The sequence below is a fragment of the Micromonospora sp. SCSIO 07396 genome, from assembly GCF_053667945.1.
Map to the genome: position 1 here is coordinate 1,489,109 of NZ_CM132210.1, position 20,410 is coordinate 1,509,518.

Sequence of the window (20,410 nt, forward strand, 5' to 3'; positions counted from 1 at the left end):
TTCAGTACGGCAGGGCGCGGACCTGCCGGGCCAGCGCCTCGGTGAGGCGTACCGAGCGGCCGATCCGGTGCGCCTCCGTGAGCAGGTCCGGGCCCCAGCGGGACCAGAGCCCGGCGAGCCGGGAGGTGAGCAACACGGTCTCCACCGCGTCGTCGGCCAACGACGTGCGCAGGCCGATCGCGTGGTGTGCCGTGTGCGGGCTGCCGGAAGCGGCCTTCGCCAGCAGGTCGGCGTCGAAGTCCACCAACGCCGCGCGGCGCAACCCCGCCGGCAGGCGGCCGCCCGCGCCGAGGATGGCCGTCCCGCCCGCCGGGTCGAGGTGGGACAGTTCCCGCTCCACCTCGGCTGTCACATCGACCGCCCGCACCCGCTCGGCATGGGCGAGCAGGAACCGGTAGTTGTCCTCCAGATCCAGCAGATTGGTCCGCTGCATCAGCTTCCAGATGATCTCCACGGGGGGCTCGGGATGCTTGGTGAGGAACGGCTGCACGTTGGCCTTGCCGTCGACCATGTTCGCGTCCCGGTCCCGGCCCTGGGGCGCGTGCAGCCCCCATGCCGTCCGGGTCAGGCGGAAGCCGACACCGTCCTTGAACAGTCGGTAGCCGAGTTCCAGATCCTCCACGCCCCAGCGGCGGAACTCCTCGTCGAAGCCGCCGACCCGCCAGAAGTCCTCGGCGCGCACGGAGCAGTTCAGCGACCAGAACAGCACCCACGGCGTGGCCAGCAACCCCAGGTCGAAGTCACCGGCGGCGAACTGCCGGTGCCTCGGGTCGGCGAAACTCGGCACGTCGCGGTACCGGGCGACGACGTCCTCGGGCAGCACCCCGTCCATCGCCTCCGCCAGGCCGGGCATCGTGCCGTCGATGTCGTAGCCCCAGGAGTAGCCGATCAGCGCGGTGCGCCGGGCCCCGGCGTGCTCGGCGAGGAGGAGTTCCAGGAAGTCCGGGGCGACGAAGGTGCCGGTGTCCAGGAAGACCAGGATCGGCGCGCGGGCCATCCGGGCGCCGGCGTTGCGCGCGGCCCCGGCCCGGAAGCCGTCGTCCGGCTGGAAGTGGTAGCGGATGGGCAGCGTGGCCGCGGCGTCGTCCACGACGGCGCGGGTGTCGTCGAACGAACCGTCGTCGGAGACGATGACCTCGAACATCTCGGTCGGCATCCGTTGCCGCGCCAGGTGCTCCAGCGTCTGGCGCAGCGTCTCGGCGCGGTTGTAGGTCGGGATGACGACCGACAGGTGCGGCTCGGTCGAGATGGGACGTGACATGGGCACCCTTCCGGTTTGGGCTACCGACGACAGTCTGACGACCGGCGGTGGCCGGCACATCTCCCAGCTTGCCGTCCTGTGCCGAAGGGTGGCGACGGCGGCGAGCGCACGTACGAAGATGCGCCCCGGGCGGCCGCGCCGGCACGCTGGGGCGGAGCTTCGTCGCCCGCCTGCCGCTCGGCGCGGGCCCGGACACCGGCACTGTGGCCACCGTGTCGCCGGGCGCGTCACCCGGTCGGACTGGCGTGCCGAGCCTCCCCCACCGCCGTCGAGCAGCGCCGGGGTGGGTCCGTTGCGCGTGATCGTCCCGAGGCCACCGTTGCGGTGCCGCCGTCCCGCTGTCACCGGAGCCGACGAAAGGGTGACCCATGCCTGGCCCGATCGATCTGGTCGTACCTAACAACGGCGAGTTCAACGTCCGTAATCCGCGCGTGGACCTCGGCCCGCGGGCCGCCGGCGGCTACCTCGAATTCGGCGCCTACCTCGCCGACCAGGCCGTCTTCTGGAGCACGGCGGACCGCGTGCTCCTGCTGCCGGCCGGCTACGACCCGCTGTGGTTCGCCGACGTGCACGAGGCGCTCGGGTCGGCGCCGCCGCCGGTGGTGTCGCCGCAGCCGCGTACCGGCCGGCTGTTGAGCGACCTGATGCACGACGCGGCCGCGCTGGCCACCCTGCGCCAGGCGCTCGGCGGACGCCCGGTCCGGCTGCTGTCCTGGGGCGCGACACCGGAGTTGTTCCTGCTGGTGGAGACCATCCGGAGCTGGGGACAGCGGGTGGACGTCGACGGTGTGACCCGCGAGAACGAGTGGGCCAGCCGCTACCTCGACTCGAAGCTCAGCTGCCTGGACCTGGCCCGGGACCTCAGGATCCCGACGGCACGGTCGGTCATCGTGGCCGACCGCGACGAGTTGCGCGGCGCGCTGGCCGCGACCCTGCGCCGGCACCCGCGGGCCATCGTCAAGAGCCCGTACGGGGTGGGCGGGCAGGGATCGGCCGTGGTGGACTCCGACGACGACAGCGTCGCCGGCTTCTGGGACCGGATGCACGACGACCCCTACTTCCGTACCTACCCGTTGATCGTGCAGGAGTTCGTCGCCCACGCCCCGGGCCTGGGCTGCCCCGCGCTCGACTTCCGGGTCGTCGACGGTGGCGTCGCCGACCTCGTGCTCAGCGCGGTGACCACCACGCGGGGGCACCTCTTCCAGAGCGTCAACGTCGGGGTGGGATCGCTGCCGACCGAGGTGGCCGACCGGATCGTCCCCCTCGGCCACCGGCTCGGCGCGGCGGCCGGTGAACTGGGGTTCCGGGGCTGGCTCTGCGTGGACCTGATCGCCGGCGCGGACGGGGAGATCTACCTGAGCGAGATCAACGCCCGCCGCAGCGGCGCCATGCACTCGATCGGCCTGCTCACCGCCTGGCGGGCGGAACGGGACCTGACCCTGTCGTCGCACGACCTGAGCAGCGTCCGCGGGCCGGGTCCGGTCTCCTACCGCGACCGGGTACGACCGGCCTTCCTGCGGGCCTGGGCGGCCGGGTTGCGGGTGTACCCGACGGCGGTGCGGGGGCTCGCCTTCCCGGAACCGATGATGGCGCTGGTCGCGGCCGGCTCCAGCGCCGCCGAGGCCGAGGCCGTCGTCCGGGACGTGCTGGCGCAGATCGACTCGCCCCCGACGCGCGCCGGGACCGGGCCGGGGGCGCCCACCCCGACGAGCTGCCCGACGCCCGCGGCCGGCTCGTCCGACGAGCCGCGCGACGCCGGCGGACCGCCCGGTCAGATGGCCGCGACCACCCGATGAGGACCGTCACGACCACCGGAGAATCTGTTAACCTCGATCGATTGCCGCGCATGTCGCCCGCGCGGATTCCGGTTCCCGGCACTGCTGCCCGCCCACACGTGTCACCACGTGTGGGCGGGGCGGGCACCGCCGGGGGCGGGCGTCGGTCGAGCCGCTGACCACCAGGAGACAAGATGGCCAACTCGCGGCGCTGTAGCGTGGTGATCCCGACCTACGACCGGGCCGACCTGCTCGCCTACACACTGGAGTCGTTGAGCCGGCAGAGCCTGCCGACCGACCGGTTCGAGGTCCTGATCGGCGACGACGGGTCCACCGACCACACCGCGTCGGTGATCGACCGGTACCGGGACCGGCTCGACCTGCACCACCTCTTCCAGGAGCACGACGGCGTCGGGGTCACCCGGGCCCGCAACCGGTGCATCCGGCGCGCGACGGGTGAGATCTGCGTGCTGCTCGATTCCGGCGTCATGGCGCACTCCGGCCTGCTCGCCGCGCACCTGGCCCGCCACGAGTCGACGCCCGACCCGCTCGCGGTCATCGGCTACGTCTACGGCTTCACCCTCGACGGCGACGACAGTGAGCTGGAGCGGATGATCGACCCGTGGGACGCCGACGCGACGATCGCCGGGTTCGCCGCCCGGGGTGAGCATCCCGACGTGCGTGACGAGTTCTACCGTCGCTACCACGACGACTTCGCCGACCTGCCGGCCCCCTGGATCATGTACTGGACATGCAACGTCTCGGCGCGTACCAGCCAACTCCGCGACGTGGGGATGTTCGACGAGAGCTTCCGCAACACCGGTGGCGACGACCTGGACCTGGCCTACCGGTTGCACTGCGACGACGCCCGCTTCGTGCTCGACCGGGCCGCCAGCGCCGTGCACTACCCGCATCCCAAGGACTTCGCGCAGAACCTGAAGAGCATGATGGTCAACTACCACTGCATGATCGAGAAGTATCGCTCCCCGGTGATGCCGTTGCTGCTGGCTGCCCCGACGATCCACCCGTTCAACATCAACGACGTGATCGCCGCGCTCCGCCTGCCGCCTGCCGCCACCCGGATGGACGGGAAGCACGCCCGGTGACGACCTGGTGGAACACCGCGCTGGCGGAGCTCGCCAAGCGGTGGAGCATCGTGAAGATCCTGCCGCGCGCCGGGATGGGGCTGGTCGTCGGCCTCGCCACGATCAACGTGCTGCTGGGTGTCCTGCCGGTGGTCTTCGTGGTCGCCACGAGCGAACTGCTCGGCCGGGTGCCCGAGGCGGTCGCCGGCGGCACGGGCTCGGCGGTCTGGCGCACCGTGCTGGCCATCTTCGCGGTGGCCGCGGCGGCCTTCGTCGGCCAGCAGATCGTCGCGCCCTTCCAGGGCTCGCTCGGCGAACTGGTGGCCCGCCGGATCGACGGGCAGATGTTCGACGAGCTGATGGCCGCCGCCCTGCGCTCCCGGGGCATCGCGCCGCTGGAGGACCAGGCGGCGCTGCAGGACCTCAGGGCGGCCGTCGCCGAGGTGCAGTACGGCTTCCAGAGCCCCGGCCAGGCCTGCGCCGGCCTGCTCGGCCTCGGCGCTCGGTACGTGCAGTTGATCGGCTATGCGGCGGTCATCGCGCTCGCGTTCGCCTGGTGGGCGGCCCTGGCCCTGGTCGTGGTGGTGCTGCTGTTCCGCTACGGCCAGCGCAACGGCATCCGCCACTACTCCCGGCTGCGCTACGCCCTCGACGGGCCCGAACGCAGGATCGACTACCTGCGTGACCTCGGCATCCAGCCGGCGGCCGGCAAGGAGATCCGCGTCTTCGGGCTCGCCGGCTGGCTGACCTCGACGCTCGAAGAGGCGTACCGGTCCTGGCTGGCTCCCCTGTGGGTAGCCCGCCGACGGCTCTATCTCTGGCCCTTCTTCCGGTACGCGGTGGTCGGGCTGGTGCTCACTGGCATGGTCTTCGCCTTCACCGGGACGGCCGCGGCCGAGCAGCTCACCCTCACCGGGTTCGCGCTGGTCATGCAGGCCAGCCTCGGTGCGCTGCGGCTGTCGGAGTTCTATCCCGAGGCGGACAACCAGATCGCCGTGGGAATGACCGCCTACGATGCCGTCGGGCGGTTCGCGGAGCGGGTCGACGCGTACCCGGCCGAGGTGCGCGACGGGGATCCGGCCCAGCCGGCCGCGGTCGCGCCGGCCGCCGTACCCGACCCGGTCGCCACGATCCACTTCGACCAGGTGTCCTTCTCCTACCCCCGGCAGGACCGGCTCGTCTTTGACCAGCTCGACCTGACGATCCCGGTGGGCCGCTGCACGGCGATCGTCGGCCTCAACGGGGCCGGCAAGACCACCCTGGTCAAGCTGCTCGCCCGGCTCTACGAGCCGACCGGCGGCGCGATCCGGGTCGACGGGGTCGACATCCGCACGTACCCGGTCGTGCAGTGGCGTCGCAAGCTCGGCGTCATCTTCCAGGACTTCGCCCGCTACGAGATCTCGGCCGCGGTGAACATCGGCTACGGCGCGATCGAGGCGGCCGACGACCGCGAGGGCATCGAGCACGCGGCCCGGGCCGCCGGCATAGCCGACGACCTGGGCCGGCTGCCCCGGGGGCTGGACACGCCGTTGACCAAGCAGACCGCCGGCGGCACCGACCTGTCCGGCGGGCAGTGGCAGCGGGTGGCGCTGGCCCGTGCCCTGTTCGCGCTGCGCCACGGCTCACCCGTCGTGGTCCTCGACGAGCCCACCGCGAGTCTCGACGTCCGCGCCGAGGCCCGGTTCTTCGACGAGTTCGCCGAACTGACCCAGGGTGCCACCACCCTGCTGATCTCACACCGCTTCTCCACCGTGCGGCAGGCCGACCACATCGTCGTGCTGACCGACGGCAAGGTCGCCGAGCAGGGCAGCCACGACGAACTGGTCGCCCTCGACGGCCGGTACGCCCGGCTGTTCCGGTTGCAGGCCGACAGGTTCACCGGCACCGCGCAGCCCGAGGAGGTGGCGACGTGATCAACGTACTCGCCGGTTGTCGGCAGCTCCTGGGCACCGCCTGGCGGATGGACCGCGCCCGCACGATCGCCTCGATCGTCCTGATGGCCTGCGGCGCGGTCGCGGCGCCCCTGCTCGCCGTCGGCCTCGGCGCGATGACCGACGCCGTGGTGGCGGGGCGCTGGCGCGACGGGGCGCTGTACGGCGTCCTGGTCGCCGTCGCGGCCATCGTCTCGCTCACCTTCAGCCACTTCGCCCACGTGCTCTACTTCGAACTGTCCGAACTCGCCGAGATCGACTTCGACCGCAAACTGATCGCCCTCTCCAACGGGGCTGTCGGCATCGCCCACCACGAGCAGGCCGAGCAGGCCGACTCGCTGACCGTCCTGCAACACGAGGGCCGCCGCTTCCGCACCGGGCTGGAGGCGCTGTTCGGCGGGGTGAGCCTGGTGCTCGCCATGGTGGTGACCGCCGTGCTGCTGGCCCGGCTGCACCCGCTGCTCCTGCTGCTGCCGCTGGCGGCGATCCCCCCGCTGTACACCGGGCGGCTGGCCGAGCGGCGGCTCGACGCGGCCAAGACCGCCAACGCCGAGTCCGTCCGCCTCTCGCTCAACCTGTTCGGCCTGGCCACCTCCTCCCGCCACGCCGGCGAGGTACGGGTCTTCCGGCTGGAGGAGCAGCTGCGCCACCGGCGTGCCGAGTTGTGGGCGAACGCCACCGCCGGGCTGCACCGGGCGCGGACCGCGGCCGCCGTCACCCAGGTGGCCGGGCAGCTGGTCTTCGCCGCCGCGTACGTGGGCGGCGTCCTGCTGATCCTGCGCGACGCCACCACCGGGCGGCACAGCGTCGGCGCGGTGGTGCTCGCCGTGGCCCTCGCCGCCCAGGTCAACCAGCAGGTCACCACGGCGGTCGCGCTGATGCAGGACCTCTACCGGATGGCCAGCACCTACCGCCGGCTGGAACAGATCAGCGCCACGGTCGCCGGGCCCGACCCGACGTCCGCCGGTCACCCCCCGCCGGAGCGGCTACGGTCCGGCATCGTCTTCGACGACGTCGAGTTCAGCTACCCCGCCAGCGACGCGGTCGCGCTGCGCGGCGTCGACCTCGCCCTGCCCGCCGGGTCCGTCGTCGCGGTCGTCGGCGAGAACGGAGCCGGCAAGACCACCCTGGTCAAGCTGCTGTGCGGCTTCTACCAGCCGACCCGGGGCCGGCTGCTGGTCGACGGCGTGGACCTGCGCGAGCTGCCCATCGAGGCCTGGCGGCAGCGGATCGCCGCCGGCTTCCAGGACTTCGTCCGCTACGAGCTGCTCGCCCGGCAGGCGGTGGGCGTGGGCGACCTGGCCCAGATCGACGACGCCGCTGCGGTGCGGGCGGCGCTGGACCGCGCCCGGGGCGCCGACCTGCTCGACCACCTGCCGGGCGGGCTGGAGACCCCGCTCGGCAAGAGGTACGCCGACGGCGCGGAACTCTCCGGTGGACAGTGGCAGAAGCTGGCGCTCGGCCGGGCGCTGATGCGCCAGACCCCGCTGCTGCTGGTGCTCGACGAGCCCACCTCGGCGCTGGATCCGGAGGCCGAGCACGGCCTGTTCGAACGGTACGCCGAACAGTCCCGCCGGGTCGCCGCGGTGACCGGTGCGATCACCGTGCTCGTCTCGCACCGGTTCTCCACCGTCCGGATGGCGGACCGGATCATCGTCGTGCGCGACGGCCGGATCGCCGAGGTGGGCAGCCACGCCGAGCTGGTCCGCGCCGGCGGCCAGTACGCCGAGCTGTACGCGCTCCAGGCCAGGGCCTACCAGTGACGGTCCGGCGCGTGCCGGCCCGGCGCCGGGTGGGCGTCGCCGCCCGCCGCCGCGCCCCCGCCGGGGTTCTCCGCCGCCGCGGGTCGGCGCAGGACGGCAAGCTGCGAGATGTGCCGGCGGAGCCCGGTCGACAGACTGGTGACCGGTGAGCCAACTCGGAGGGTGACATGTCGACCTCAATCCGCAACGGCGCGCACCTGTCGGTGGTCATCCCCACCTTCAACCGCAGCCGGATGCTCCGGCAGACCCTGGGAAACCTGGCGCGTCAGCGGCTGCCGACGGACTCGTTCGAAGTCATCGTCGCCGACGACGGGTCGTCCGACGACACCCGTGCGGTGGTGCGGGAGGCGGCGCGGACGCTGCGCATCCGGTACCACTTCCAGCCGGACGAGGGCTACCGGGTGGGTGCGGCGCGTAACGCCGGCGCCGGGTTGGCCACGGCCCCGATCCTGCTGTTCCTGGACACCGGCGCCTTCGTCGGACCGGACTACCTGGCGGGTCACCTCGCCGCGCACGTCGGCGGGGAGCGCACGGCGGTGGCCGGCTACGTCTACGGGTACGACATCGGCGGGGTCACCACGCCCGGCCTGTCGTCGGCGGCCGCCGAACTGCCGCCCGAGCAGGTCGTCGCCCGGTTTACCGGCGACCCGAGCTTCGCCGACACCCGTCAACCGCAGTTTGTCGACTGTGACTTCGACCTCGGGCGGCTGGCCGCACCGTGGGTGCTCTTCTGGGGGATGAACTGCTCCCTGCGCGCCGACGACTTCCGGCGGCTGGGCGGCTTCGACGAGGACTTCCGCGGCTGGGGCCTGGAGGATCTGGAGTTCGCCTACCGGATGTTCAAGGACGGCGTCGGCATCCGCCTCAGCCGGCAGGCGTGGGCGCTGCACGCCCCGCACGAGCGGGACATGGACGCGCTCATGGCCGACTGCATGGTCAACCTGCGTCGGCTGACGGCGAAGCACCCCGAGCCGCCCATCGAGATCGTCTGGCGGCTGATGCAGCGCGCCAGCCCGCTGGACCTGGAGCTCAGCTACCAGGTCCTGCTCTCCTGGACGGATCGCGCGCGCCTGATCGACGTCGCCGACGAGCTGGCAACCGAGCTGCCCCGTCTGGACCTGACCGGCCGGCTGGTCGTCGTCGGCGCGGGTGGCCGGGTGCCGGCGGCCCTGCCCGCCGCGACCCTGCTGGACTTCGACGCGGACCTGCTGGCCGAGGCGACCGCCGGCACCCCGCACGTGGGGCACCACACGATCGGCCTGCGTACCCCGTTGGACGACGACGCGGCGGACACCGTGGTCCTCACCTCCCGGCTGGCCGGGCTCTGGCCCCGCTGGGGTGAGGCCCTGCTGGCGGAGGCGCACCGCATCGGCCGGTCCGTCCACCTGACCGACGCGCTCGCCCGGCGGACCGGTGCCGCCGCACCGGGTTGAGCCGTCCCGGCCCGCCCCCGCGCAGCGTGGTGCGGCGAGAGCCTTCCGCGTTCGTGTTATAGACGCAGCAGAGGACCACAGGGAACGTCACGAGGAGGAGCACATGGCACGACTTCGGCTCGGCAGCATCCTGCTTGGCACCACCGATCCCGAACGCCTGCGCGCCTGGTACGTCGCCGCCTTCTCCCCGACGGTGACGCCGTCGGGGTTTCTCGACTTCGGCGGGTTCGACATGCTGGTGGACGGTCGTGACGACATCGCCGGCAAGAACGCCGAACCGGGTCGCATGATCCTCAACTTCGAGGTCGACGACGCCCGCGCGGTCGCCGCCCACCTCGACACCATGGGGGTGGTGTGGCTCGCGCCCCTGGAGGAACGCGAGGACGGGCTGTTCGGCACGCTGCTCGACCCGGACGGCAACTACGTCCAGGTCATCCAGCTCAGCGAGGAGTACCTCGCGGCACAGCAGGGTGACCGGCCGCCGGCGGGTGAGGCGTTGGCGCTCTCGCCGGCGTTCAACGGATTCTCCGTCGACGACATCCCGGCGGCGAGGAGGTTCTACGGCGAGACGTTGGGCCTCGACGTCTACGAGGAGTACGGCATGCTCCACCTGCGGCTGGCCGGCGGTCGAGAGGTGCTCGTGTACCCCAAGCCCGAGCACCAGCCCGCCACCTACACGATACTCAACTTCCCGGTCGACGACATCGAGCAGGCGGTGGACATGCTGGTCGGCCGGGGCGTGCGGTTCGAGGCGTACGACCACGTCGACGCCAAGGGGATCTACCGGGGCGAGGGCCCTCCGATCGCCTGGTTCCGCGACCCGGCCGGCAACATCCTGTCCGTGTTGCAGGAGTGACCCGGCGTGACCATCCGCCCGGTCGGGACGGGCGCGACGCGCACCCGCCCCGACCGGGGTGCCGTCACTCCGCCAGGGCCTTGATGCCGTGCAGGCAGCTCCATGTTGGTGCGTGGCTCGCCGAGACGGGACGCGACGATCGTCTCCTCGTGCTCTGGAGCCTCGTCGATGACCAGGCTCAGCCCGGAGCGGCCGGGGTCGATCCGCACCGAATGGCCCAGCCGGGTGCCGGTCGACTCGGGCGTGAGCGCGAAGAGCTTCCACCCGCTGCAACTCGGGGCTCAGCCGGGGTGCAAGGTGGCTGTCGGTCACCAGCCCCAGAGCTGTGCCGGGCTCGTCTCGACGTAGACCTCGCAGGTCAGGCTCGCTCCATCGGGATACGGCACTGTCGCTGCCACCTGTCCGCCCCGACCCGTCCTGGTCGGCCTGACCCGGTGGTAGAGGTCGAGCCGGTTCGGCACTACCGGGTGCGGCGCGGATGGTCGCTCGGGTGTCGACCTGGCACGGCGCCGGGCGCTAGTCGCACTGCACCAGGCCGGCCCGGATGGCGTTGATCGCGGCGGTGGTCCGGTTGGGCGAGTCAAGCTTGAGCATGAGGCTCGCCACCAGCCGCTTCGCGCCGTGACTGGAGATGGACAACCGGCGGGCGATCTGCTTGTTGCTCAACCCCTTCACCAGCAGGGTGAGGGCTTCGGTCTCCCGGGCGGTCAGGTTCACCGTCCGGGTACGGGTGCCCGGCCCTGGCTCGTCGGCCCGGGCGAGCAGGGCACGGGTCAGCGCGGGCGGCATCGGCAGCTCCCCGCGACGACTGCGCCGCAGGGTGTCGCTGAGCAGGTCGGCGGTGAGGCGTTGCTGGGACACGAAGCCGTCCACCGGCATCGAGGCGAGCTGGGTGACGTTGGTGGTGGTCGCCTCGTCGACCAGCAGAATGACGTGGGTGCTGCCGCGTACCGCCCGGCCTTCGTTCTCCAGCCAGTGCGCCTCCGGCGGTGCGACGATGAGGAAGTCGATCCCACCGAACCGCGACAGCGTCTCGTAGTCCGCCCGCGACCCGCACCGGTGCACGGTCGACACTTCCGGCACACTGCCGAGCACCGCCTCGATGCCCCTGCCGAAAACCTCGTTGTCCACCAGTACCGCGACGGTCATCGTGTCGTGGTCGACCTCCAGCATGCCGTGCATGTCATTACCTCCACTGTGTCGCCAGAGATGTGCCGAGGCCGGCGGCGGACGTCGTACCCTCGTCGATCGGCTAGGCCCGATCGGCGAGGCGGCGGCGCGGGGACGCCTGGACTAGGGTGGTAGTCGCGTCGCCGAACGCGCCCGCCCCGGCCCGTGCGAGCCGCGGCGGCGGACGAGCCGGGCGTCCGCCGGCCCTCGTGCGTCCGGGTCGCCCCCGCACGTCGACCCCCGCCGGATGGCGTGAGTCGTCTCCGCCGACCTCCATCGGCTACAGACCCATCGTGCTATCGGCAGGCGGGGACGCTCATCTCCTGACTTGCGCAGTGACCGACCAGCGCCCTGCCGCGTACGCGCCGGTGGGCCGCCATCCGTCACGGATGGCGGCCCACCGGCGCGTACGCGGTCCGGATCAGACGGGGTCGACCAGCGCGTACGCCCGGACCGGGAAGGTGCCCATGCCGGCCACGGCGACCGGCGCGGCGTGGAAGCGGAAACCCTCCGCCGGCAGCGCCGCCAACCCGCACAGGTGCTCGACGATCGGGATGCCGGTGGCCAGCAGGCCGGTGTGCGCCGGCCGGTGCAGGTCGGCCATGTCGTCGATGTTCACCGAGTCGATGCCGACCACCGCCGGCCCCTGCGACACGAGCCAGGAGACCGCCTCGGCGGTCAGGAACGGATGACCGGGCGCACCGTACGCCTCGGTGCCCCAGTGCCGGTCCCAGCCGGTGCGGATCAGCACGGCCCGGCCGCTGACGGCGCAGCCGGCGAACGCGTCCGCGCCGATGCCCGGCGTCGGCGTGGACCCGACGTCGACGAGCACGCCCGGCACGTCCACCAGCCGCGACAGCGGCACCTGGGACAGGTCGCCGCCGTCGGCGAAGCGATGGAACGGCGCGTCCAGGTACGTCCCGGTGTTCGCCACCAGGGTCATCCGACCGATCTGGAACTCGGTGCCCGGCGCGTACCGGGCCCGGGACTCCTCCCGCGACAGGTGGTCCTCGATGTGCGGGCCGGGCAGACCCGGGTAGGTCGTCATGCCGTGCCGCACCACGTGCGACAGGTCGACCAGCCGGGCGGCGGACCCGGCTGCGGTCGGGGACGGCTGCGGTGCCGGTGTGTTCATCGACGTTCGCTCCGATCGGATGCGGTGCCGTCGACCGCGGTGCGGGCGGTGTCGGCGAGGGTCATCAGCTGGTGCCAGGAGCCGTACCCGTAGTCGTCCATCCAGTGGTGGAAGTCGACGCCGAGCCGGGCGTAGTGCAACCCGTGCGGCGTGGCCAGCTTCAGCACCGTCACCGCACCCCGGTACAGCCGCAGCTGCACGGTGCCGGTCAACGGCTCGTCCAGCTCGGTCAGGCACCGCCGCAGCGTACGCCCGAGGTGGCTGAACCAGCCGCCCTGCACCGCCGTGGTGGTCCACTCGGTGGAGAGCTGCGCCCGTACCGCGTGTTCGCGCGGGCCGAGGACGGCGTTGGCCAGCGCCCGGTGCGCGGTCGTGATGACCGTCGCCGCCGGTGACTCCCGCACTTCGTGGTTCTTCACCCCGAACGCGGTGTCCTCCAGCCCGGAGTACCGGCCGACGCCGTGCCGGCCGGCCAGCTCGGTGAGCCGGGGCACCAGATCGTGCAACGGCAGCGGGGCCCCGTTCAGGGCCACCGGCAGCCCAGCCGCGAAGGCCAGGGTCAGCTCGGCCGGCTCCGCGGGGCAGTCGACCGCGTCCCGGGTGAGGGTGAACACCGACTCGTCGAGCCGGTTCTCCGGGGTCTCCAGGCTGCCGTTCTCGATGACCCGGGCCCACGGGTTGACGTCGACGCTGTGCACGGCGTCGGGCAGGGTGACGCCTGCCTCCGCCAGCCGGGCCTGCTTCTGCGCCCGGGTCACGTTCGAGCCCAGGAACGGCGCGACGACGTGCAGCTCCGGGTCCAGCGCGGCGACCGAGCGCCCGATCCGGGCCGTGCTGTTCTGCATGTAGGTCGCGGTGTGCCCGACGGCGTCGCCGCCGACCGTCCGGGCCACCCGGACCGCCGCCCGCGCCATCAGCGGTCGGCTCAACGTGGACCCGACCGGAAACTGGCCCTGGTAGTAGGCGTCGGCGTGGATCGCGGCGGGCAGCGCCTCGGTGAAGAACTCGTCGGTGACGTCGGCTTCCTGGTATGCCGCGCCGAACCGGGCGGCCAGCTCCCGGGCCCGGCCGTCGCCGTCCGGCGCACCGATGCGGACGTTCAGCGCGGTCGTGTCGACCGGCGCGTCCCGGAGCAGGTGCAGCAGGTAGGTGCCGTCCAGACCACCGGAGTACAGCAGCACCAGGTGCCGGGGCGGTCGGGCGGTCAACTCGTCCAGCGTGGTGATGAAACGACGCATCGTGGACCCTTCATGCCGAGATGGTCGAGCCGGTGCCGCCGGACAGCGGCGCCGGCGACTGCACGGGCGACCGGTCAGCCAGGATGGCGGTCAGCGGCGCGAACACCCGCGAGCCGGCTGCCCGGACCGCCCGGGAACGCCGCAGGTCGGCCACCGCGAAGCACCGGCGCAGCCAGCGGTCCGTGCCGTCGTAGCGGGCGGTGAATCCGGTACGTCCGTGCACGGCCCGCCAGTTGTCGACCACCAGCAGGCTGCCGACGTCCAGCGCCACCGAGGTCAGCGACGCGGTCAGCACGGCGTCCAACTCGTCGAGGGCATGGCGGGCCGTCCGGGTCATCGGTTCCATGGCGTGGAAGTCGGCGGTCAGCTCCAGGTCGTCCGCCGGGCCGGACAGCACCGCCACCGGCTCGGAGTAGCCGGTGGAACCGAGCTGGGCGAAGGAACTGCTGAACTGGATCCGGAACAACGGCTGGCGCAGCACGGCCACACAGGACTCGGAGAGCCGGGACCGCACCCGCGTCGCCGCTCCGGTAAGCGTCTGACCGCTGCGGTCGTGGTCGGGGCGCAGGCACAGCAGGCTCAGGAAGTCCGGCTTGAACGGGTGGAAACCGTTCTCGGTGTGCAGCTCCAGGTAGGCCGAGCCGCTGTTCTCCTGCTGGTGTTCCGCCCCGGCGATCGGGGCGACGTCCTGCACGACCCGGCCGCGCTTCTCGTCGGCGTACCCGATGATGTTGCCCAGGTGGGACATGACCATCAGCTGGGCGGCCGTCGCGATGCCGGCCGCACGCCAGTCCGGCAGGTAGCCGTCGGTGGGTGTGGTGGGCAGCCGATCGTCGACCGGCACGTTGCGCACCAGCAGCGCGCCACCCGGGCTGCCGACGCAGCGGAAGGTCACCAGGGCTGCGACCAGGCGTTCGGGCAGCCGGCAACCGAGCAACTCCACGGTGGTCATGGTCGCCTGGGTGCCCAGGTCCGCGTTGCCGATGGCTTCGACGGCCTCGGCGCACAGGCCGCGCATCAGGGCGGCCTCGTCGTCGGTCAGGGTGACCTCGTCGAGGTCGCCGGCTTCGAACTCGGTGCTGCTCATCGGACTCACTCTCCCGGCGAGATCGTTCAGGCATCGGCGGACCGGCAGGCCCCGACGCGGCACGTTTCCACCCTGTGCGTGCCGGCCGCCCAGCGGAAGCGCAGGAGGCGCGCGCAGTCGACCTGCCCAGCTGACCAGGTCGCAATGAGGAGCAGACCCGCCGCGACGATGGAGGTTGACTAGCGGGGATACCGGGGCCCGCCACGCGGTGGCCGGGCCCCGACCAGCCGGACACCGCCGGACACCGGCGGGGTTCCGTTCGCATACGAGAAGGGAGCGCAGATGGCCGGGATCGATGCCGCGCGGCCCAGTGCAGAGCCCACGGCGCTGACCGCCGAGATGGTGGCGGACTATCACCGCGACGGGTTCCTCCTGCTGCCCGCGCACCACCTGCCCGCCGATCTGCTGGCCGAACTGGTCGAGGCCACCCCCCGGATCCTGGCCCAGGAAGGGCCGCAGCGGGTCCTGGAGCGCGACGGGGTCACCGTCCGATCGGTGTACGGACCGCACCGCACCGATCCGGTGGTGGCCCGGGTCAGCCAGTCGGCGCAGCTGGCCGGGGCGGCCCGGCAGTTGCTCGGCGACGAAGTGTACGTGCACCAGTCGAAGGTCAACCTGAAGGCGGCCTTCGCCGGCGACCAGTGGGAGTGGCACCAGGACTACATCAACTGGCGGGACCGTGACGGGATCCCCACGCCGGACCTGGTCAACGTCACGGTGTTCCTGGACGAGGTCAACGAGTTCAACGGCCCGCTGACGTTCATCCCCGGCTCGCACCGGCACGGGCTGCTGGCCGGCACCGACACCGAGGGCATGCCGGCGGGTTACGAGGACGGACCGAACTGGCTGGCGACCCTCACCGCCACCGAGAAGTTCCAGGTCGACCGGGCCGTCATCCGCCGGTTGGCCAACCAGGGCGGGCTGGTCAGCCCGAAGGGGCCGGCGGGGTCCGTGCTGATGTTCCACCCGAACGTGCTGCACGCCTCGTCGCCGAACCTGTCACCGTTCGACCGGGCGATGCTGCTGATGGTCTACAACGGCGTCCGCAACGCGCCCCGGCCGGTGGCGAGCCCGCGGCCGGACTTCCTTGCCGAGCGGGAGGTCGTCCCCATCCCCCTTGCCGCCTGAGGACGGACCGCTGATGGCCGCCACCCGCCCGTGCCCGAGCCCGGTGCGGGCGGCGGCCCCGGCTGGTGCATCGCCTGCGCCTCACCCGGGAGACCCCGGTGCCGTCCCGCCCGCCGGCCCCCGCCCGGTCCGGCCCGAGCCGGTGGGGGTCAGGCCGGCGGGGTCGGCGGGTCGACGCAGAGCACCACCTTGAACGCCTCCTGCCGGTCGAACAGCCGGTAAGCCGACCCGGCGTCGGTCAGCGGCAGCCGGTGTGTGACGATCCGGCTGGGATCCAGCCGACCGGACCGGATCAGCGCCAGCACCGGCGCCCGCATCCGGATCGGATCCCCGACGGCGAAGCGCACCGTCAGCTCCCGGGCGAAGGCGAGCCCGGTGGGGAAGGGCATGGCGGTGGAATGGTGCGCGCCCACCGCGCAGACGGTGGCGTGCGCGGCGGCGGCCCGTACCGCGCAGTCGAGCGCCGCATCGGTGCCCACCGCCTCGATGACCGCGTCCGCGCCGCGGCCACCGCCGGCGCGTACCGCCTCGTCGAGCTGCTCCGGGGCGACCGCGGTGAACCCGAAGTCGGCCGCCCGGTCTCGCCGGGCCGGCGTCGGGTCGGCGACCACCACCCGGGCGGCGCCGGCGGTCACCGCGCAGAGCCCGGCGAGCAGCCCGACCGGGCCCGCGCCGACCACGGCGACCAGGTCACCGGGGGCCACCCGCGCGCCGTGCACCGCCGCCAGCCCGGTCGTCAGCACGTCACCGACGAAGAGGGCCTGCTCGTCGGTGACGTCGTCGGGGGTGGCGGCGAGCACCACGTCGGCGAAGGGCACCCGGACGAACTCGGCCTGCCCGCCGGCCAGCGGCGTGCCCACCACGTCGGCGTACCCGAACAGGGTCACTGCCGGGCACTGGTAGTGCCAACCACGGGCGCACGCCGCGCAGCGCCCGCAGGCCACCACGTCCGAGGCGAAGACCCGGGTGCCGACGGCGAAGGGGGCCTGCGCCCCGGCCTCGTGGACGGTGCCGGCGAACTCGTGCCCGAGCACCGTGCCGGGCGCGAACCCCGACAGCTCCCCCCGGTACGGGTGCAGGTCGGTGCCGCACACGGCGGTGCGGGTGACCCGGACGATCACGTCGCGCGGGTGCTGCAGCCGCGGCAGTTCCACCTCGTCGACACGTACCGCTCCCGGGCCGTGGTAGACGACCGCCCGCATTTTCGGGCGGCCGGGCTCCGGGGCCCGCGTTCCTGGCATGGTCATCGGCGCACCTTCGCGACTGGGCCGGGACGGGGTGCCGCGCCGGCGCTGGTGGGGTCGCTGCGATCCTGGGCCAGCCGGGCCGTCACCGACCAACCGCCGACGGCCGCCGTTGCGCCCTGCCCCGACGGGCGGCCCACCGACCCTGCCCCGACGGGCGGCCCACCGACCCTGCCCCGACGGGCGGCCCGGGTTCCGGTCCGGCGGGCAGCCGGTCGTCCGCCGTCCGGCCCCGCTTGGCCATGGCCGATCGGGGGCTGAAGAGAGGGGTGCGCGCGCCCACGACCGGCGCGAAGACTGGGCGGGCGACGACCTGACGACGACAGCGGAACGAGGTGGCGTACGGTGCCCGATGCTGGACAGGCTGGCCCGGATCCGTGCTGGTGGTCGGCGCGGCAGGTGGCCGACGCGATCGCTGCGCGTCGCATCTCGGCCCGGGAGTGCCTCGACGCCCAGCTTGCCCGGATCGACCGGCACAACGCCGGGCTGGGGTTGGTCGTCACCATCGACGAGCGGGCGCGGGAACGCGCCCGACAGGCCGACGAGGCGACCGCCCGGGGGGAGCGGTGGGGCCCCCTGCACGGGGTGGCCGTGACGATCAAGGACTGTCTCGCCACCGCCGGCCTGCGTACCACCGGGGGCCTGGCCGACCTGCGTACCTATCAGCCCCGCGAGGACGCCACGGCGGTGGCCGCGCTGCGGGCCGCCGGGGTGGTCGTGTTCGGCAAGACCAACGTGCCGACCGGCTCGGGTGACCTGCAGTCCTACAACGAGCTGTTCGGCGTGGCCCGCAATCCGTGGCATCCGGGGTACACCACCAGCGGGTCCTCCGGTGGCGCGGCCGGTGCCGTCGCGGCCGGATTCACCCCGCTGGAGCTCGGCTCCGACGTGGCCGGCTCGATCCGGGTGCCGGCCGGCGTCTGCGGCGTGTTCGGCCACAAGCCCAGCTACCGGGCGGTGCCGATGGTCGGCCACGTGCCGCCCTACCCGTTCAAGCCCCGGGAGGCCGACATCGCCGTGGTCGGCCCGATCGCCCGCACCGTGGAGGATCTGGAGACCGCCCTGACGGCGATCGCCGTGGCGCATCCCTGGGACGCCGCGGCGTGGCGGCTGTCGCTGCCGCCGCCGCGTCCGGTGCGCCGGGTCGCGGCCTGGTTCGACGACCCGTACTGCCCGGTGGACACCGAGGTCCGGGCCGCGCTGCGGGACGCCGCCGACCGGCTCGCCGACAGCGGCGTCGTCGTCGAGGAGGCCCGCCCCTCCGGGGTGCGGCTCGCCGGCAGCGACGGTGTCTTCCGGCGGTTGCTGGCGTCGGTGGCGATGCCCGAGCACTCCGCCGAGGACGTCGACGAGATCGCCGCCGGGCGGCGTTCGCCCAGCGCGGTCCTCGGCGGCGAGCACGTCGCCCAGCGGTACCGCGACTGGGTGGAGGCCGACGACCAGCGGAACCGGCTGCGGGCCCGGTGGCGGCAGTTCTTCGCCGGCTACGACGCGATCCTGCTGCCGGTGGCGCCGAACCTGGCCGCCCGGCACGACCACCGGCCGTTCGGGGAGCGCACCGTCACCGTCGACGGGGTGATCCGCCCCTACTGGGACCAGATCGTCTGGGCCGGCCTGACCGGGGTCAGCTATCTGCCGTCCACCGTGGTGCCGGTCCGCCGCGACTCGCGGGGCCTGCCGATCGGCATCGCGGTGGCCGGTGACTACCTGCAGGACCGCACGACGCTGGCGGTGGCCCGCCGGCTCGCCGCCGTCCTGCCGCCCATCGGCCACCCCGAACTGACCGCGGTGACCGCCGACGACCTGCCGGTACGGCAGCCCTGACGGGAAGGTGCGCATGACAGAGCCGATCGACGTCGTCGTGCCCAACGTGGCCGAGTTCAACACCCGCAACCCGACCGTACGGCTGGGCCCGGCCGTCACCGACGTGGTCACCCGGGTCGCCGGTCACCTCGGCGACTACGCGGTCTACTGGAGCAGCGGCCGGCGGGTGCTGGTGCTGCCGCAGGGCCACGACCCGCACTGGTACGCCGACGTGCACCGGCTGCTGGACGAGCCGACGCCGCCGGTCGTCTCGCCGGTCCCCGCCAGCGGGATGGTGGCGAGGGACCTGCTGCGCGACGGCGCGGCGCTGGCCCGGCTGCGCGCCCTGTTGACCGGCCACGACGAGGTACGGCTGGTCACCTGGGGGGCGACGCCGGAGGTCTTCCTGCTCGCGGCGGCCCTGCGCGGCTGGGGCCTGACGGTGCGCCTGGACGGGGTGCCGGAGCGGGACTACTGGGTCAGCCGGCACCTGGATTCGAAGCTGAGCTGTCTCGACCTGGCCCGGGACGTGCCCGGGGTGCGGGTGCCGTCCGGGCTGCTGGTGGTCGACGACGTCGAGCTGCGCGGCGCGGTCGAGCACCTGTTGACCCTGCACGACCAGGTCATCGTGCGCAGCCCGTACGGCGTCGGCGGCGACGGCTCGGTGGTGCTGCGCCGCGACGCCCCGGGCGTCGGGGCGCTGTGGACCGCCGTGGAGCGGGACCCCTTCCTGCGCACCTTCCCGCTGCTGGTGCAGCGGTTCGTGCCGCACCGCCCGGGAATCGGCTGCCCGGCGGTGGACCTGCGCATCGACGACGAGGGGGTCCGGGAGATCGTGCCCACCGCGATGGCGGTGGACGTCGCCCGGGTGCAGGGGGTGCACGTCGGACCCGGCTCGGTGCCCCGGGCGGAGGCGGACCGGATGACCCGGATCGGCCGGAGCATCGGGGTCGCCGCGCACGCCCGGGGCTTCCGCGGCTGGATGTGCGTGGACTTCGTCCTGGCCGACGACGGCGCCTACCACGTCACCGAGATCAACGCCCGGCGCAGCGGCGCGATGCCGGCGATCGCCCTGCTGGATCGCTGGGGGCCGGCGGAGCGCGTGGTCTTCTCCCACGACGCGGTCACCCTCGGCACCCGGGGGCCGCTGTCCTACCTCGACGACGTGCGGCCGGTGCTCGCCCGGCTCTGGGCCGACGGGGTGCGGATCTACCCGACGTCGGTACGCGGGCTGGGGTTCCGCCAGCCGGTGCTGTCGTTGCTGGCCCCGGGGGCCGACGCGGCGCACGCGCAGCAGGTCGTGGCGGACGCCGCCCGGGACCTGGCCGCCGCCGTCGGCGGTGGTGGCCGGCCCCGCCGGTCGAAGACCGCCGCCGTGCCGCCGACCGGCTGAGCCGCCCGCTCGTCCGCTGGCCGGTGGCTCGCTGCCCGGTCCACCGGTCCGGTCCTGCGGCTCTGCGGTCCACCGGCTCTGCGGTCTGTCGGTGGGCGGCGTCGTGGG

The 20,410-nt window shown here is 73.2% G+C and carries 15 protein-coding genes; 9 read left to right on the forward strand and 6 right to left on the reverse strand.

What is annotated here, in order from left to right; translation table 11 throughout:
• Window position 1: 1 nt before the first annotated feature.
• Window positions 2-1,261 carry a glycosyltransferase gene (locus ACWCHM_RS06645; protein ID WP_454221749.1) on the reverse strand — a complete coding sequence of 420 codons (1,260 nt, stop codon included), beginning with the start codon at window positions 1,259-1,261 and terminating at the stop codon, window positions 2-4.
• A gap of 368 nt (window positions 1,262-1,629) precedes the next feature.
• On the opposite strand from ACWCHM_RS06645, the gene ACWCHM_RS06650 reads away from it, so the two are divergent.
• The 6 genes from ACWCHM_RS06650 (at window position 1,630) to ACWCHM_RS06675 (ending at window position 10,104) form a co-directional block, all read left to right on the forward strand.
• Window positions 1,630-3,057, forward strand: coding sequence for a hypothetical protein (locus tag ACWCHM_RS06650; RefSeq protein WP_454221750.1), 1,428 nt, complete (start codon window positions 1,630-1,632; stop codon window positions 3,055-3,057).
• Window positions 3,058-3,230: 173 nt separating this feature from the next.
• The gene (locus tag ACWCHM_RS06655; protein WP_204959041.1) at window positions 3,231-4,142 is read left to right on the forward strand and encodes a glycosyltransferase; all 912 of its coding nucleotides are present in this window, start codon (window positions 3,231-3,233) and stop codon (window positions 4,140-4,142) included.
• The gene (locus ACWCHM_RS06660) at window positions 4,139-6,034 is read left to right on the forward strand and encodes an ABC transporter ATP-binding protein (protein WP_281895994.1); all 1,896 of its coding nucleotides are present in this window, start codon (window positions 4,139-4,141) and stop codon (window positions 6,032-6,034) included. The genes ACWCHM_RS06655 and ACWCHM_RS06660 overlap by 4 nt, the downstream gene beginning before the upstream one ends.
• Window positions 6,031-7,815 (forward strand): ABC transporter ATP-binding protein, encoded by a 1,785-nt coding sequence (locus ACWCHM_RS06665; RefSeq protein WP_454221751.1) that lies wholly within the window; start codon window positions 6,031-6,033, stop codon window positions 7,813-7,815. Before ACWCHM_RS06660 ends, ACWCHM_RS06665 begins: the two co-directional genes overlap by 4 nt.
• A 167-nt stretch (window positions 7,816-7,982) precedes the next feature.
• Window positions 7,983-9,248: a glycosyltransferase gene (locus ACWCHM_RS06670; protein WP_454221752.1), complete on the forward strand. Its 1,266-nt coding sequence runs from the start codon at window positions 7,983-7,985 to the stop codon at window positions 9,246-9,248.
• 103 nt (window positions 9,249-9,351) lie between these two features.
• Window positions 9,352-10,104: a VOC family protein gene (locus ACWCHM_RS06675; RefSeq protein WP_204959038.1), complete on the forward strand. Its 753-nt coding sequence runs from the start codon at window positions 9,352-9,354 to the stop codon at window positions 10,102-10,104.
• 516 nt (window positions 10,105-10,620) lie between these two features.
• Here ACWCHM_RS06675 and ACWCHM_RS06680 read toward each other — a convergent pair.
• The 4 genes from ACWCHM_RS06680 to ACWCHM_RS06695 all read right to left on the reverse strand — a co-directional run bounded on the left by ACWCHM_RS06680 (window position 10,621) and on the right by ACWCHM_RS06695 (window position 14,734).
• Complete coding sequence (locus ACWCHM_RS06680) at window positions 10,621-11,286, reverse strand: helix-turn-helix transcriptional regulator (protein ID WP_204959037.1); 666 nt, start codon at window positions 11,284-11,286, stop codon at window positions 10,621-10,623.
• Window positions 11,287-11,695: 409 nt separating this feature from the next.
• A complete protein-coding gene (locus ACWCHM_RS06685; protein ID WP_204959036.1) occupies window positions 11,696-12,409 on the reverse strand; it encodes a cyclase family protein in 714 nt (237 codons plus the stop codon).
• Complete coding sequence (locus tag ACWCHM_RS06690) at window positions 12,406-13,647, reverse strand: argininosuccinate synthase domain-containing protein (RefSeq protein WP_454221753.1); 1,242 nt, start codon at window positions 13,645-13,647, stop codon at window positions 12,406-12,408. Before ACWCHM_RS06690 ends, ACWCHM_RS06685 begins: the two co-directional genes overlap by 4 nt.
• 10 nt (window positions 13,648-13,657) lie before the next feature.
• The gene (locus ACWCHM_RS06695; protein WP_204959034.1) at window positions 13,658-14,734 is read right to left on the reverse strand and encodes a TauD/TfdA family dioxygenase; all 1,077 of its coding nucleotides are present in this window, start codon (window positions 14,732-14,734) and stop codon (window positions 13,658-13,660) included.
• A gap of 282 nt (window positions 14,735-15,016) precedes the next feature.
• On the opposite strand from ACWCHM_RS06695, the gene ACWCHM_RS06700 reads away from it, so the two are divergent.
• The gene (locus ACWCHM_RS06700; protein ID WP_204959033.1) at window positions 15,017-15,862 is read left to right on the forward strand and encodes a phytanoyl-CoA dioxygenase family protein; all 846 of its coding nucleotides are present in this window, start codon (window positions 15,017-15,019) and stop codon (window positions 15,860-15,862) included.
• A 149-nt stretch (window positions 15,863-16,011) separates the two neighbouring features.
• On the opposite strand, the gene ACWCHM_RS06705 is transcribed toward ACWCHM_RS06700, so the two are convergent.
• Window positions 16,012-17,109: an alcohol dehydrogenase catalytic domain-containing protein gene (locus tag ACWCHM_RS06705; RefSeq protein ID WP_454221754.1), complete on the reverse strand. Its 1,098-nt coding sequence runs from the start codon at window positions 17,107-17,109 to the stop codon at window positions 16,012-16,014.
• A 396-nt stretch (window positions 17,110-17,505) separates the two neighbouring features.
• Between ACWCHM_RS06705 and ACWCHM_RS06710 the strand changes: the two genes are divergently transcribed.
• Window positions 17,506-18,930, forward strand: a complete 1,425-nt coding sequence (locus ACWCHM_RS06710) for an amidase family protein (protein WP_204959031.1) — start codon at window positions 17,506-17,508, stop codon at window positions 18,928-18,930.
• Between the two features lie 13 nt (window positions 18,931-18,943).
• On the forward strand, window positions 18,944-20,302 hold the full coding sequence (locus ACWCHM_RS06715; RefSeq protein ID WP_204959030.1) for a preATP grasp domain-containing protein: 1,359 nt from the start codon (window positions 18,944-18,946) through the stop codon (window positions 20,300-20,302).
• Window positions 20,303-20,410 lie beyond the last annotated feature (108 nt).